The sequence below is a fragment of the Bacillus sp. CH_70 genome (genome assembly GCF_038007045.1).
GTDB classification, from domain to species: domain Bacteria; phylum Bacillota; class Bacilli; order Bacillales; family Bacillaceae_G; genus Bacillus_A; species Bacillus_A cereus.
This window is the reverse complement of the sequence record NZ_JBBOWL010000001.1, coordinates 612,161-626,862: the sequence shown is the minus strand read 5'-3', so window position 1 is coordinate 626,862 and position 14,702 is coordinate 612,161. Positions and strand designations below refer to the sequence as shown.

The window sequence follows — 14,702 nt, the reverse complement described above, 5'->3', positions numbered from 1 at the left end:
TCGTTCAATTACTTTGTTTCTGGTTGAAACTTGTATGGAATGGCTACTTCTAACAAAGATTCAAATCCTCCGTCATAGTATGGGAAGCGCTCATTCGCAATTGTTCGATCCACCCACTCTATTGCAGAAATTTCACCTTCATCTTCCGCAATAAGTTCACCTTTTACTACATTCGCTCGGAATGTAAAAAATAGCGCATGATTCCCTGATTCTTCAAAGAATTTTTCATTAATCGCAACAAGTCCAGCTAACGCAGCAGTTAAACCTGTCTCTTCTTTCACTTCTCTTATTAGTGCTTCCTCTAATATTTCACCTTTTTCCACAGCCCCGCCTGGCAATGACCAAACGTTTTGTTCTACATTATGTACCATTAATATTTTATCTGTTTCTTCGTCATGTATTAGTGCATATACGACATCAACTCTTTGCATGTTGCATTTCCCCTTCAATTAACTCATCCATTGTAAATAAGGAGTGCAACTGCAATCCATCTTCTAATAAGTTATCTCTTCCTTCTTTTGTTCGTTCAATCACACCTAGAACATGATTAACTTTCGCACCTAGTTCTCTTAAATCTTTCGTGCTTAATAATATTTGACCGCCTGTCGTAATGACATCTTCAACAACACAAACATTTTTCCCAGCAATATCAACACCCTCTGCCAACTTACATGTGCCGTACTTCTTCGCTTCTTTTCTTACAAATACGACTGGTATACCTGTTTGTAAAGATAATGCCGTTGCTACTGGAATTCCTCCCATCTCTAAACCAGCGAGTGCTTCTGTATCAGGAGGAATGAGCTCTTTCAACTGTTTAGTAATTTCTAATAACAGTACTGGATTAGATTCAAATAAGTACTTATCAAAATATTGATTTGATACTTGTCCTGATCGAAGTTTAAATGTTCCCGTTAAACGTGACGTATTGTAAATTTCCTTTGCTAACTCCCATTTCTCCATTCCTTGTCTCCCCTTTACACACAAATTAACTCATTCTATCACATTTGTAATTATTTGCATATTCCCAAAATACAAATAAAAAGAGTCGATTCCTAAGAATCGACTCTTCCTATTAATTCATCACTAACTCAGCTGTGAGCTTTTTTTTTAACTTAGCCAGCATGTCAGTTGTCATTTTATCTAAATCGTATTCTGCTTTGAAGCCCCACTCTTTCATTGCTGCTGTTGCGTCAATAGAGTTTGGCCAGCTATCAGCGATTGTTTGACGAGCTGGATCTACTGCATAATCCATTGTAAACGTCGGAATGTGTTTACGAATTGACGCTGCAATTTGCTCTGGCTCGAAGCTCATTGCTGTAATGTTAAATGCATTTCTATGCACTAGCTTACTTGGATCAGCTTCCATTAATGAAATGATCGCTTGTAAAGCATCAGGCATATACATCATGTCCATGTACGTTCCTTCAGCAATGTATGAGGTGTATGCACCTTTTTTAATCGCCTCATAATAAATTTCAACTGCATAATCAGTTGTTCCGCCTCCTGGAGGAGCTACGTAAGAAATTAAACCTGGGAAACGGACACCGCGCGTATCTACACCAAACTTTTGATAATAATAATCACATAGTAATTCTCCTGCTACTTTGTTTACCCCATACATCGTAGTAGGACGCTGAATTGTATCTTGCGGTGTATTATCTTTTGGCGTCGATGGACCGAATGCACCGATAGAACTTGGCGTGAAGAACTTACAGTTTAATTCACGAGCTGCTTCTAGAGCATTTACAAGTCCACCCATATTTAAATTCCATGCAAATAACGGATTTTTTTCTGCTGTTGCTGAAAGTAAAGCTGCTAAATGAATAATTGTATCTACTTCATTACGCTTTGCGATATCATGTAGTTTTTGTCCATCTGTTACATCTAACGTTTCAAATGGACCAGACGTTACTACTTCACTGTCTGTTTCACGAATATCTGTTGCAATAACATTTGATGCGCCGTATACATCACGAAGTTTCATTACTAGTTCAGAACCAATTTGCCCTAAAGAACCGGTTACTAGAATTTTTTTCATTTTCCCCACTCCTCATTTGCAAGCTATTCAAAAGATGTCGTTACTTAAATGATGCCCATTTCTTTCCCTACTTTTTCATACTTACGAATTGCTTCATCTAACATTTCTTTCGTATGAGCTGCTGTAGGCATATTACGAACACGACCTGTTCCTTTTGCTACAGTTGGGAACACGATAGATTTTGCGTATACGCCTTCTTCATTTAGACGTTTACTAAATTCTTGTGTTAATACTTCGTCCCCAATAATACAAGGTGTAATTGGCGTTTCACTTTCCCCAATGTTAAAGCCAAGTTCTTTTAACCCTTGTTTTAAATAGCGACCGTTTTCCCATAGACGATCATGTAACTCTGTGCTTTCCATTAAGATTTCAATTGATCTCATGCAAGCTGCCGCATCAGCTGGTGTTAATGCTGTAGAGAATAAGAATGGACGTGAACGAACTTTTAACCAGTCAATTAAGTTTTGTTTCCCTGCTACATATCCACCAATTACCCCAATTGCTTTTGATAATGTACCAATTTGGAAATCAACTTTATCAGAAAGACCGAAGTGCTTTACAGTTCCTGCACCTTTTCCAAGTACACCTGAACCGTGTGCATCATCTACGTATGTCATTAAATCTAACTCTTCTGCAATCTCAACAATTTCTGGTAGTTTTGCAACATCTCCATCCATTGAGAAAACACCGTCTGTAATTACCATTAATTTATTATAAAGACCTGATTCTTTCGCCGCGATTGCTTTTTGGCGTAAATCTTCCATATCAGAATGTTTATAAACAATAATTTTTGCTTTTGATAGACGACTACCGTCAATAATAGATGCATGATTTAATTCGTCTGAAAGAATCGCATCATTTTTATCCATAACAGCTGAAATCGCTGCCATATTACAGTTAAATCCTGATTGATAAGCAATTGCTGCTTCTGTATGTTTAAACTTTGCAATTGTTTCTTCTAACTTAATATGCAAATCTAAAGTACCGTTAATTGTACGAACAGCCCCTGCTCCAACACCGTACTTATGAATAGCACCAATTGCTGCTTCTTGCAAACGGCTATCTGTTGCTAATCCAAGATAGTTGTTTGAAGATAAGTTAATATATTCTTTTCCGCCAATTGTAATGATTGGTCCATTCGAACTCTCAAGCGGATCAATTACGTTATAAAGCCCCTTTGATTTTAAATCCTCTAAATTTTCTTCTAAAAATTTCGCAAGTGTTTTACTAGACATTGTGAAGCCTCCCATCGTTCATGTAAGCGGATTATTGTCTTAATAGTTCTAATAATCCCTCTACTAGCTTAACACGTTTTCAGAATTTATTATAGAAAAATAGTTTAAAGTAACCGCTTACAATTCTAGATTATATATGATTCATTACAATAAATCTATCATTTACTTTTCATATTTGATAGAATTAAAAAAATATTTAGGGAGGCTTCAAACATGGCATTTAAAGAATCTGATGTATACAATAACACAGCATTTTTCGAACAATATATGAAACGAAGATACCGAGAAAATAGCCCAAATGAATCCATTGAAAAACCAGTATTCTTTCAGCTCATTGGTCATGTGCAAGGAAAACAAATTCTCGATTTAGGCTGTGGTGATGCTAAGTTTGGTGCGGAATTATTAGAGAAGGGATGCTACTCTTACACCGGCATTGAAGGCTCCGAGCTTATGTATGGAAAAGCTAAAAAACAACTAGAAAATAAAAATGGATCTGTTCATTTTTTAAACCTCAAAGATTATACCTATCCCTCTTCCACTTTTGATTTAGTAACCTCTAGACTCGCCTTACATTATATTGAACATCTTGATATCATTTTTCAAAATGTGTTTCAAACTTTAAAAACAAATGGCACCTTTACCTTTAGTGTTCAACATCCCGTTATTACTTCTTCATTTGAAAGCTTACAAACAAGTGGTAAAAGAACGAGTTGGCTCGTCGATGATTATTTTAAACTAGGCAAACGGGTTGAACCATGGATTGACCAAGAAGTTATTAAATATCATCGTACAACGGAAGAGTATTTCACATTATTACAGCAAGCCGGATTTACCATTACATCATTAAAAGAAGCTACACCAAATCCAACCTATTTTCAAGATGAAGAAGAGTATAAACGTCGCTTACGTATTCCTCTCTTCCTGTTATTTTCTTGTACCAAATAAAAAAAACGATGACTCACTCATCGTTTTTTTATCTCATTGCCTGAGCAACTTCTTTAACTACACGTCTTCCTCTTCCGTGAGGGATACAAAGCGGTGTTCCAAACAACGGATCCGTACTAATTTGACACTCCATTCGGAATACATCACGTACTAGTTTCTCATCTACCACTTCTTCAGGTTTACCTTGTGCATATATTTGTTTATCTTGAATTGCTACAATGTTATCTGCATAGCGGCATGCTAAATTCAGATCATGTAATACCATAACAATTGTTCTTTGTTCTGTTTCATTTAATTCGAATAATAAATCTAGCACTTCAATTTGGTGAGTCATATCTAAGTATGTAGTTGGCTCATCCAGTAAAATGATATCTGTATCTTGTGCAAGTGTCATTGCGATCCAAGCACGTTGACGCTGCCCACCTGAAAGAGCATGCACATCACGCTCAGCAAATTCTGTCATACCTGTTGCTGCAAGTGCCTTCTGTACCATTTCCTCGTCTTTTTCTGACCATTGCTTCAGCCATGTTTGATATGGATAGCGTCCTTGCTTTACAAGTTGTAATACTGTAAGTCCTTCTGGTGCTTGTGGTCCTTGCGGTAAAATCGCCATTTGACGAGCAATTTGCTTCGTTTGCATACTTTGAATTGCTTGATTATCTAACAAAATATCACCATTTGTTGGCTTTAATAATCTGGCTAGTGAACGTAATAAAGTTGATTTCCCACAACCGTTAGAACCGATAAAAATTGTAATTTCTCCTTTTGGAATTTCTAAGTTCAGCTCATCAATAATAATTGTTTCACCATAAGACAACGTCAAGCGTTTCGTCTCCAATGCTTTTTGCATATTCATCTCCCTTTATGAATTCCGACTTTTATAAAGTAAATAAATGAAATAAGGTGCACCAATTGCTGATGTAAATACCCCTGCTGGAATTTCAAGTGGTGTGAAAATTGTACGCCCTATTAAATCTGCAGCAAGTACTAGAATTGCACCGACAATAGCTGCAACTGGGAGTAATGCACCGTATAAAGAACCAACTAATCTTCGTGAAATATGAGGTGCCATTAAACCGACAAATCCAATCCCTCCGGCAAAAGCTACCGCACCACCAATTAAAGCTGTACTAAGTAATAACATAAATACACGCGACTTCGTTAAAGGAACCCCAAGTCCTACCGCTATATCATCCCCTAGCTCTTGTGCATTTAAATGCCTAGCTGCGATAAATGATATTACTGTTAAAATGAGAACCCAAGGCGCAAGTACCATAACATTTTGCCAAGAAGAGCCGTAAACGGTACCCGTAATCCATACATTCGCTTGGCTCGCTTGATAAATTGGTGCTAGCAACATAAATAATGTTGTCGCCGCCTTCGTTAATGCCCAAAATCCAACACCAATTAAAACGAGACTAATTGGTGATAATCCATCATTTTTCCATGCAAATAAGTATACAAAAACCGCTACAATCGTTGCTCCTGCAAAAGCTGCGAGCGGCATATAATGAATACTTACCGTTAGTGCATTATTTTTATCACTAAATAGCGCTAAAAATAATACAACTGCGACACTTGCCCCGCCCGTAATCCCGATGATATCAGGAGAAGCAAGTGGATTTCGAACGAGCCCTTGTAAAATACAGCCCGCTACCGCAAGTGCAATTCCTACGAGGATAGCAATTAAAATACGTGGCATACGAAACTTATTTACAACCATATTTGACATTGCATCGCCATTTCCGGTAATTGCTTGCCATACATCATAAGGAGCAATTTTCATGTCTCCCATACCTGCGCTCGCAAAGAATAATCCTATTAAAACAACTAGTAAACTTAACAAGACGAGACAAGCTCGTTTATACATTAAAAACGAGAGCTCGCCTTTTCCTATACGAAACGGAATATATTTCTTCATTTGCTAAGCCCTCTCTTACGTGCAATATAAATAAAGAACGGTGCTCCAATAAATGCTGTCATAACTCCTACTGGTACTTCTTGTGGCATAATGACATATCTTGCTGCTATATCAGCCAATATTAGTAGTATTGCCCCTAACAATCCGCTATAAGGTACTCTCCATCTGTGGTCAACTCCAACAAGAAATCTAGCAAAATGCGGAGTAATAATTCCAATAAATCCAATTGGACCAGCAACCGCAACTGAACCACCAGACAACAGTACAATAATAAGTAACACGAATGATTTCATTAAAATTGTTCGTTGTCCAAGTCCTTTCGCGACGTCTTCTCCCATCATCAATGTATTTACTTTCCCTGCCATCATAAGAGATGCAATCCATCCTATTAATAAATATGGGAATACAGATTGTAAAATTTCTAACTTTCTCCCTTGCACAGATCCAGCAAGCCAAAATAATACCTCTTCAAGTGCTTTTTCATTTAACACAAGTAATCCTTGTGTTAATGATGAAAATAACGCACTAATTGCGACCCCTGCTAACGTTAACTTAAGAGGAGTAGTCCCTTCTTTTCCTAAAGAACTAGAAGCAAATACAAGTACAGCTGCAACCGCAGCTCCTAAAAAGGCAATCCATGTGAAAGCTGATAATGATGTTACTGAAAAGATTACAATTGCTACAACTATGAAGAACGCAGCACCTGAATTTAATCCAATAAAATCTGGAGAAGCAAGTGGATTCTTAGTTAAAGTTTGCATAAGACAACCCGCGATGGCTAAACTAGCACCAACACTTGCTGCTATAAGTGCCCTTGGAAGGCGCACATTTTGAATAATAATATGTTCATTAGAACCATTAAAATGGAAAAAAGCATCTAGCGCTAATTTCCAGCTCGTATTTGTATATCCGAAAATAATACTTCCCCAAATACAAATAACGACTGCAATGATTCCAACAAATAATCCAATCCATTTTGCTTGATTTGTTTTTAATAACATGCAGCGTTTCCCCTTCAATGTATAATGATACGTTGTAAGTGTATTTCAACTTAATTCTTATTGTCAACGGAAATGAGAATTATTTTCAACCATATGTATTGACAATCAAAAGATAAAGGCTTAATATCATGCTTGCTATTGAAAAATATTCTCAACATGTAGGGGGTACATAATGAATTTCATGCGGAAAAAATCGTTTACAGTATTTGTATTTTTACTAGCATTTTCAATGCTTTTAAGCGCTTGTGGAAAATCAAATAACAAAGAAGAATCTACAAAAGAAGATAATAAAAAAGAAGTGGTTACTGTAGAACATGCAATGGGTAAAACAGAAGTTCCTGCTAATCCAAAACGTGTAGTTATCTTAACAAATGAAGGAACTGAAGCTTTACTTGAATTAGGTGTGAAACCAGTTGGTGCTGTAAAGTCTTGGACGGGTGACCCATGGTATCCACATATTAAGGATAAAATGAAAGATGTAAAAGTTGTTGGTGATGAAGGACAAGTTAACGTTGAAACAATTGCTTCTTTAAAACCAGACTTAATTATCGGTAACAAAATGCGTCACGAAAAAGTGTACGAACAACTAAAAGCAATTGCACCTACTGTGTTCTCAGAAACATTACGTGGGGAATGGAAAGATAACTTCAAATTTTATGCAAAAGCATTAAATAAAGAAAAAGAAGGTCAAAAAGTTGTAGCTGATTACGAATCACGTATGAAAGATTTAAAAGGCAAACTTGGCGATAAAGTAAATCAAGAAATCTCTATGGTTCGTTTCATGCCTGGTGATGTTCGTATTTATCATGGCGATACATTCTCTGGTGTTATTTTAAAAGAACTTGGATTTAAACGTCCTGGAGATCAAAACAAAGATGATTTTGCAGAGCGTAACGTATCTAAAGAGCGTATTTCTGCTATGGATGGTGACGTATTATTCTACTTCACATTCGATAAAGGAAATGAGAAAAAAGGATCTGAACTAGAAAAAGAATACATAAACGATCCTCTATTTAAAAATTTAAATGCCGTAAAAAATGATAAAGCATACAAAGTCGACGATGTTATTTGGAATACAGCTGGCGGTGTAATGGCTGCTAACCTATTACTAGATGATATCGAAAAGCGCTTTGTTAAATAATTTCATTCTAACCAGCTCTCTCTTTGATGGAGCTGGTTTTTTCATTTCACTGAAGTGTCACATTATTTCATTTTGTATTTTTATTCCCAATATGTTATATTATAAAAGTAAATAGAATATATTTTCTCTATATCAGAATAGATGTTGTAATCTAAATTTTCTGATTAATCACTATTTTATTTTCTTTTAGAATTCAATTATTACATTTGAAAACGCTTATCATCTCGTTTTCAGGGCAAAATACAGTAACGGTTGAAGAAAAATAGAACTTTTTTAGAAATTTTCTTTCTATTTCCATATAATTCTATTGACTTCTAAATATTTTGTAAATTAAAATGATTACATAAATATCCGTTATACAGGATTAGGGGGAAACAAAAATGGATGCAGCTTTAAAATTAGACAAAGCTGGAGAGCAACAGTCACCAAAAAAACATCCACCAGGGTTGTATTTGTTGTTCTTAACAGAAATGTGGGAAAGATTTAGTTATTATGGAATGCGTGGCCTTTTAGTTCTTTATTTAACAACTGCTGCTGTTAGTGGTGGGTTAGGATTTGATAAGGCAGTCGCAGTGCAATTATATGGTACTTTTACAGCGGCAGTATATTTCATGCCAATTATAGGCGGATGGCTAACTGATCATTATATCACAAGACGTCATGCCATTACTCTCGGCGGAATTATTATGGCAATCGGCAACTTTGTACTATTCTCAATGAATACAAAAACAGGACTATTTCTAGGATTAATACTATTAGTTATTGGTAATGGGTTCTTCAAACCAAATATTTCTACACTGTTAGGTGAATTGTATGGTGAAAATGATTCACGTCGTGACAGTGCATTTACTATCTTCTATATGGGTATTAACGTAGGTGCTTTCTTCGCTCCACTTATTTGTGGATTTTTAGCAGAAGATTTCTTTAAAACAAGCGTTGATGGCGTTATGGTTATGGGATATAAATACGGATTCTTAGCAGCTTGTATCGGTATGATTATTGGACAAATTGTTTTCAACTTATTAGCTCCTCGCTACCTTGGTACAGCAGGAACAACAATTGTTGGTAAAAAAACAAAAAATCAACCTGCAATCGAAAAGAAACCTTTAACAAAACAAGAAAAAAATCGCACTTGGGCAATTGTAATTTTAACTTGTTTCGTAGTATTCTTCTGGGCAGGCTTTGAACAAGCTGGTAGTTCTTTAACACTTTATACAGATAAATTTGTTGATCGTACAATTTTTGGATGGGAAGTTCCAACATCTTGGTTCCAATCCGTTAATCCAGCGTTCATCGTACTCCTTGCACCATTCGTATCTATGCTATGGTTAAAACTTTCTAAATCAAAGCGTGGCGATTTAAAAATACCAACAAAAATGGCATTTGGTATGATTTTACTAGGTATAGGTTACCTGGTTTTAACATTAGCGGTTCTAAAAACTGGAAGTAGTGAAGCTGATATAACTGTTAAAGCAAACTTATTATTCATCGTTATCACTTATATGTTCCATACAATTGGAGAACTATTCTTATCACCAATCGGTCTATCAATGGTAAGTGCAATTGCACCTGTTAAATTAGCATCATTACTAATGGGTGTATGGTTAGCTGGTTCAGGTATGGCTAACTGGTTAGCTGGTAAACTTGCTTCCTTTACACAATCATTAGGATACCTTGAAGTATTTGCAAGTATCGGTATTATCGTTATCGTCTTAGGACTTGTACTCCTTCTCTTCTCTAAAAAAGTTGCGAGTATGATGGAATAACACACAAAAAGACGCTTCTAAAATTAGAAGCGTCTTTTTTATTATTTCTCCTCTAAAGCTGTCACGTCCACATGAACGCTCTCACCAGGATTAGATACATCATACACTTGAGCACTCCCTTTCTGCTCATCACAGCTCTCAATCCATACTGGTACGCCCTCATATGTAACGTCAATTCTACTTGAAGAAGATAAGATTTGTTTCACACGTTTCACATCCATACTAATATCCCTCCTTTTGCTTACTACACTCCTTTCTATTTTTTCTTTTCCTTTTAGAATATATTCCGTAAAGCAGCATGTTGATTGATAGTCATTTCTTCCTCACATGCTAATATTTACTCTCTCGCTACCTTTCTGACAAATAAAAAAAGACGTATATTCTACACGTCTTTTTCCATAATATTCAAATTTTAAGAAAATAATGTTTTTACTACCGCACTTACTTTATCATTATGGATTTGGTAATACACTTCTAATCCTCGTCTTTCAAAGCGCACTACTTTATTTTGCTTTAACTTCGTTAAATGTTGTGAAACCGTTGATTGCGGAATTTCTAATACTTCCTGTAGTTGTGTTACATTACATGTTCCTCTTTGCATAAGTTCCATTACTAGACGTAGACGAAGTGGGTGAGCTAACGCTCTTAACATTTGTACATCTTCTTCTGAAATACGACATTCGAATTGATTTTGGCTCATAAAGTTCCCCTCATTTTCGTTTTTATTTGCGTTTTTATGTTCTTTTTATTTATTTATATATCTGTTCTTATATTTCCTGTTACGACATAACTTTATCAACCTATAAAGCCGAAAAATTTTTCCATTTTCATCAACAAAAATTCAGGAAAAAATCCTTGTTGATTTTGAATATTATACTATATGATATAACGAAAAAGCAAAATAATGGCCTACGAATACTTTGCTTGCAAACGTTGTTTTATCAGGCTTTTTGTTATATTTTCACCTCATTGAAATGCACAGTAACGGTATTGTAAAATACCGTCTATAATTGATAACCTATCGTAATGTAGCTGAACTATACTTAACCTCTTTGTTACGCTAAAAGGAATTTTCAGTAAAAAGAGATGATGTGGTATTAAAAATTTGTTTCTAATTTTTTATTCGTATTGCAAGCGGTTGGACTGTTGTGCAAAACTTCCTATTAAATCCACTCACCATTCCTCCCTCACTAGATCAAACAGGACAGATCAGTTCATATATCAAACTTTATACTCGATATAAAAGATGGCATCTAATATACGCCTATAAGGAACATGCCATCTGAATAAGCAAAATAATATGCAAATAACTTATACAGCACATTTAAATTCATTTGAGTGTGTTTTTTGTCTACTTTATGAACAAAGCTTTTCTTTTAACACTATTATGGAATAATTATACTTTTTTACGTTGACAATAGTGTTGAAGGAGAATATACTAAGCATGTAAGTTGATTGTGAATAGTTTCACAAATAATGTGAATTTCTTCACATATAATAGATAGGAGTTGTCATTATTATGAGTACTTGGACACAAATTTATGACCCATTAAACAATATTTGGTTATCTGCACTAATCGCAGCACTTCCAATCTTTTGTTTCATCATTTGTTTAATGGGATTCAAAATGAAAAGTTACATGGCTGGTCTTTATAGTGTGATTGTCGCTATTATCCTTGCAATATTTGTTTATAAAATGCCAGCAACAGTAGCTGTAGCATCTGCCGGATTCGGTGTTTTATCTGGATTTTATCCAATTTGTACTATCGTTATCGCCGCAATTTTCCTTTACAAATTAACTGTTAAAACAGAGCAATTCAATATTATTCGCGATAGTATTTCAAGCATTACAAATGATCAACGTTTACAAGTATTATTAATCGCTTATTCTTTCGGTGCTTTCTTAGAAGGCGCAGCTGGTCTAGGGGTTCCAGTTGCTATTACAGCTGCACTACTTGTAGGTATGGGATTTAACCCATTAAAAGCAGCAGGTATTTGTTTAGTAGCTAATATCGCTGGTGGTGCTATGGGTGCTATGGGTATTCCAGTTACAGTACCAGCACAATTAACTGAACTTGACGCATTAACTATCGGTCGTCAAACTGTTCTTATTTTACCTTTCATTAGTATCATCTTACCTTTCTTACTTGTTTCAATGGTCGATGGAATTAAAGGTATTAAAGAAACTTGGCAAGGTATTCTTGTAAGTGGTGTTTCTTTCGCAATTACTCAGTTCCTTGTAACTTACTTCTTAGGTGCAGAACTTACTAACATTTTCGCAGCCGTTGTAAGTATGATTGCTCTTGCATTATTCTTACGTGTTTGGCAACCAAAATCTTCTACTAAAGAAGAAAAACAAGAAACTAAAGTATCACATACATTCAATCAAATTTTATATGCTTGGTCTCCATTCGTATTCTTAACTGCATTTGTAACAATCTTTAACTTAAAACCGATTAAAGCTTTATTTGCTCCAGATGGTGCGTTAGCAAACTTAGTATTTAACATTCAGTTCCCTGGTCTTCATAATGCTGTTATGAAAACTACACCAATTACAAAAGCTGATACACCTTTCGCAGCTGTTTTCAAATTCGATGTATTCTCTTCTACAACTACTGCGATTGTACTAGCAATTATCGTTTCACTTATCGTTTACCGCGTAAAAGGTAAAATGGTTAAAGAATTAATGATTGAAACAATGAAAGAATTAAAAGCTCCAGTATATACAATTTGTAGCGTTATCGCTTTAGCTTACGTAGAGAACTACTCTGGTATGTCATCTACACTTGGACTTGCATTCTCTTCTACTGGTAATGCATTCCCAGTTCTTTCTCCAATCTTAGGATGGATTGGCGTATTCATTACAGGTTCAGTAGTTTCAAGTGGTTCTTTATTTGCACCACTTCAAGCAGTAACAGCAGACCAGTTAAACATCGTTCCTTCTACACTCGTTGCCTTAAATGTAGTAGGTGGTACAATGGCAAAAATGGTTTCACCACAATCTGTAGCAGTTGCTTGTGCCGCAGTTGGACTAGTTGGTAAAGAATCTGCTCTATTTAAAACAGCAATGAAATACAGTTTAATTTTCTTAGCTGTTATTAGCTTACTTCAATTAAACGCTGTATTTAATATCTTTTAAAAATAAAACACCGATCCAAATGGATCGGTGTTTTTCACATTACATTTTTTTATTTTTTAATAAAGAAGCTCCAGCAATTTCAGGGTGAGTCATTTCGAATGGATCTAAAATAATATCCAATTCCTCTTCTGTCAGTACACCATGTTCTAAACATAACTCCCTAACAGATTTTCCTGTTTCAATTGCTTCACGTGCAATACGAGATGCTGCTTCATAACCAATATGAGGATTAACTGCTGTAATAATTCCAACACTTTTCTCAACATATTGCTTCAGCAATTCTTCATTTGCTGTAATTCCTTCAATACAATATTCACGGAATACACGGAATCCATTATTCATAATAGTTATAGATTGAATTAAATTAAATACAAGCACAGGCTCCATTACGTTTAACTCTAATTGTCCTGCTTCTGATGCTAAGCAAATTGTATGATCGTTTCCGATTACTTGGAATGCGACTTGGTTAATCACTTCTGCCATAACTGGATTTACTTTACCTGGCATAATCGATGAACCCGGCTGACGTGCTGGCAATTGAATTTCAGCTAACCCAACACGTGGACCAGACGCCATAATACGAAGATCGTTTGCAATTTTAGACATGTTCATCATACATACTTTAAGTGCTGCAGATACTTCTGTGTATGCATCTGTATTTTGCGTTGCATCAACTAAATGCTCTGCACCAACAAGTGGGAATCCACTAAACGTTCTTAAATGTTTTACTACTTGTTCAATATACGTAGGATTTGCATTTAATCCTGTACCAACAGCTGTCGCCCCCATATTCACTTCATATAAATGTTGACGAGACTGTTTAATTCTTTTTATATCACGCGCAAGCACTCGGCTATACGCTTCAAATTCTTGCCCAAGGCGAATTGGAACTGCATCTTGTAAATGTGTGCGTCCCATTTTAATAACGTGATCAAACTCTTTTGCTTTTTTACGAAAAGCAGAATGAAGTTCTTCCATTGTAATAAGAAGCTTTTCTAACATCATAAGAGTTGCAATATGAATCCCTGTTGGAAACGCATCGTTCGTTGATTGGGCCATGTTCACATGAGTGTTTGGGCTAATTTTCGCATACGCCCCTTTTTCATATCCCATACGTTCTAACGCTCTATTCGCAATTACTTCATTTGTATTCATATTAATAGAAGTTCCGGCTCCGCCTTGAATAGGATCCACGATAAATTGATCATGAAACTTTCCATCAACAATTTCTTGCGCTGCTTCTGCAATTTCATATCCAATGTCTTTAGCTAAGTAACCAGTATCTATATTCGCAAGCGCCGCCGCTTTTTTCACAATTGCCATTGCTGTAATGAGTGATGGATGAATGCGATATCCTGTAATTGGGAAGTTTTCTACGGCACGTAATGTTTGTACACCATAATAAGCTGCACTTGGTACTTCTTTTTCACCTAAAAAATCTTTTTCTATACGTATATCCTTCGTTGCTATCATTTTTATCACCTATACTTTTTCATTCTAAATCCTTATCCAAAAA

14 protein-coding genes are annotated in these 14,702 nt (G+C 35.6%); 4 read left to right on the top strand and 10 right to left on the bottom strand.

All coding sequences use genetic code 11. The features are described 5' to 3' along the window. Positions 1-8 precede the first annotated feature (8 nt). From N2V79_RS03150 to N2V79_RS03135, 4 genes are all read right to left on the bottom strand, one after another. Entirely contained in the window at positions 9-431 is a 423-nt protein-coding gene (locus N2V79_RS03150) for an NUDIX hydrolase (protein ID WP_069354954.1), read from the bottom strand. Next, complete coding sequence (gene pyrE / locus N2V79_RS03145) at positions 418-960, bottom strand: orotate phosphoribosyltransferase (protein ID WP_000417032.1); 543 nt, start codon at positions 958-960, stop codon at positions 418-420. The genes N2V79_RS03150 and pyrE overlap by 14 nt, the downstream gene beginning before the upstream one ends. A 112-nt stretch (positions 961-1,072) precedes the next feature. Next, positions 1,073-2,038, bottom strand: coding sequence for an L-threonine 3-dehydrogenase (locus N2V79_RS03140; protein WP_000723149.1), 966 nt, complete (start codon positions 2,036-2,038; stop codon positions 1,073-1,075). A 44-nt stretch (positions 2,039-2,082) separates the two neighbouring features. Next, positions 2,083-3,273, bottom strand: a complete 1,191-nt coding sequence (locus N2V79_RS03135; protein WP_000095906.1) for a glycine C-acetyltransferase — start codon at positions 3,271-3,273, stop codon at positions 2,083-2,085. A 213-nt stretch (positions 3,274-3,486) separates the two neighbouring features. Here N2V79_RS03135 and N2V79_RS03130 point away from each other — a divergent pair, with 213 nt between their 5' ends. Further along, positions 3,487-4,218 carry a class I SAM-dependent DNA methyltransferase gene (locus N2V79_RS03130; protein WP_340719562.1) on the top strand — a complete coding sequence of 244 codons (732 nt, stop codon included), beginning with the start codon at positions 3,487-3,489 and terminating at the stop codon, positions 4,216-4,218. A 28-nt stretch (positions 4,219-4,246) separates the two neighbouring features. Here N2V79_RS03130 and N2V79_RS03125 read toward each other — a convergent pair whose 3' ends face one another. Genes N2V79_RS03125 through N2V79_RS03115 form a run of 3 tightly spaced genes read right to left on the bottom strand, consistent with a single transcriptional unit; the run spans position 4,247 to position 7,140 of the window. Then, a complete protein-coding gene (locus N2V79_RS03125) occupies positions 4,247-5,068 on the bottom strand; it encodes an ABC transporter ATP-binding protein (protein WP_001167953.1) in 822 nt (273 codons plus the stop codon). A 12-nt stretch (positions 5,069-5,080) separates the two neighbouring features. Then, positions 5,081-6,139, bottom strand: a complete 1,059-nt coding sequence (locus N2V79_RS03120; protein ID WP_000760057.1) for a FecCD family ABC transporter permease — start codon at positions 6,137-6,139, stop codon at positions 5,081-5,083. Next, the gene (locus N2V79_RS03115; RefSeq protein ID WP_000925211.1) at positions 6,136-7,140 is read right to left on the bottom strand and encodes a FecCD family ABC transporter permease; all 1,005 of its coding nucleotides are present in this window, start codon (positions 7,138-7,140) and stop codon (positions 6,136-6,138) included. The genes N2V79_RS03120 and N2V79_RS03115 overlap by 4 nt, the downstream gene beginning before the upstream one ends. Positions 7,141-7,312: 172 nt before the next feature. Between N2V79_RS03115 and N2V79_RS03110 the strand changes: the two genes are divergently transcribed. Next, complete coding sequence (locus N2V79_RS03110; protein ID WP_340719561.1) at positions 7,313-8,281, top strand: ABC transporter substrate-binding protein; 969 nt, start codon at positions 7,313-7,315, stop codon at positions 8,279-8,281. Between the two features lie 380 nt (positions 8,282-8,661). Continuing rightward, the gene (locus N2V79_RS03105) at positions 8,662-10,047 is read left to right on the top strand and encodes a peptide MFS transporter (RefSeq protein WP_069354950.1); all 1,386 of its coding nucleotides are present in this window, start codon (positions 8,662-8,664) and stop codon (positions 10,045-10,047) included. Between the two features lie 41 nt (positions 10,048-10,088). Here the strand turns inward: N2V79_RS03105 and N2V79_RS03100 are convergent, their stop codons facing one another. Both N2V79_RS03100 and N2V79_RS03095 read right to left on the bottom strand, forming a co-directional pair. After that, positions 10,089-10,268, bottom strand: a complete 180-nt coding sequence (locus tag N2V79_RS03100; protein ID WP_000382679.1) for an acid-soluble spore protein H — start codon at positions 10,266-10,268, stop codon at positions 10,089-10,091. 191 nt (positions 10,269-10,459) lie between these two features. After that, positions 10,460-10,747, bottom strand: a complete 288-nt coding sequence (locus N2V79_RS03095; RefSeq protein WP_000081428.1) for an ArsR/SmtB family transcription factor — start codon at positions 10,745-10,747, stop codon at positions 10,460-10,462. An 819-nt stretch (positions 10,748-11,566) separates the two neighbouring features. Between N2V79_RS03095 and N2V79_RS03090 the strand changes: the two genes are divergently transcribed. Then, positions 11,567-13,186, top strand: a complete 1,620-nt coding sequence (locus N2V79_RS03090) for an L-lactate permease (RefSeq protein ID WP_016083562.1) — start codon at positions 11,567-11,569, stop codon at positions 13,184-13,186. Between the two features lie 39 nt (positions 13,187-13,225). Here the strand turns inward: N2V79_RS03090 and aspA are convergent, their stop codons facing one another. Further along, positions 13,226-14,659, bottom strand: coding sequence for an aspartate ammonia-lyase (aspA, locus tag N2V79_RS03085; RefSeq protein WP_340719560.1), 1,434 nt, complete (start codon positions 14,657-14,659; stop codon positions 13,226-13,228). Between the last annotated feature and the right edge of the window lie 43 nt (positions 14,660-14,702).

Excerpts from the sequence above, each read along its gene's own strand:
- N2V79_RS03130 (WP_340719562.1), top strand. The coding sequence starts at position 3,487 with ATGGCATTTAAAGAATCTGATGTATACAATAACACAGCATTTTTCGAA.
- N2V79_RS03095 (WP_000081428.1), bottom strand. The coding sequence starts at position 10,747 with ATGAGCCAAAATCAATTCGAATGTCGTATTTCAGAAGAAGATGTACAA.
- N2V79_RS03120 (WP_000760057.1), bottom strand. The coding sequence starts at position 6,139 with ATGAAGAAATATATTCCGTTTCGTATAGGAAAAGGCGAGCTCTCGTTT.
- pyrE (WP_000417032.1), bottom strand. The coding sequence starts at position 960 with ATGGAGAAATGGGAGTTAGCAAAGGAAATTTACAATACGTCACGTTTA.
- N2V79_RS03105 (WP_069354950.1), top strand. The coding sequence starts at position 8,662 with ATGGATGCAGCTTTAAAATTAGACAAAGCTGGAGAGCAACAGTCACCA.
- N2V79_RS03115 (WP_000925211.1), bottom strand. The coding sequence starts at position 7,140 with ATGTTATTAAAAACAAATCAAGCAAAATGGATTGGATTATTTGTTGGA.
- N2V79_RS03125 (WP_001167953.1), bottom strand. The coding sequence starts at position 5,068 with ATGCAAAAAGCATTGGAGACGAAACGCTTGACGTTGTCTTATGGTGAA.
- N2V79_RS03100 (WP_000382679.1), bottom strand. The coding sequence starts at position 10,268 with ATGGATGTGAAACGTGTGAAACAAATCTTATCTTCTTCAAGTAGAATT.
- N2V79_RS03150 (WP_069354954.1), bottom strand. The coding sequence starts at position 431 with ATGCAAAGAGTTGATGTCGTATATGCACTAATACATGACGAAGAAACA.
- N2V79_RS03135 (WP_000095906.1), bottom strand. The coding sequence starts at position 3,273 with ATGTCTAGTAAAACACTTGCGAAATTTTTAGAAGAAAATTTAGAGGAT.
- N2V79_RS03090 (WP_016083562.1), top strand. The coding sequence starts at position 11,567 with ATGAGTACTTGGACACAAATTTATGACCCATTAAACAATATTTGGTTA.
- N2V79_RS03140 (WP_000723149.1), bottom strand. The coding sequence starts at position 2,038 with ATGAAAAAAATTCTAGTAACCGGTTCTTTAGGGCAAATTGGTTCTGAA.
- N2V79_RS03110 (WP_340719561.1), top strand. The coding sequence starts at position 7,313 with ATGAATTTCATGCGGAAAAAATCGTTTACAGTATTTGTATTTTTACTA.
- aspA (WP_340719560.1), bottom strand. The coding sequence starts at position 14,659 with ATGATAGCAACGAAGGATATACGTATAGAAAAAGATTTTTTAGGTGAA.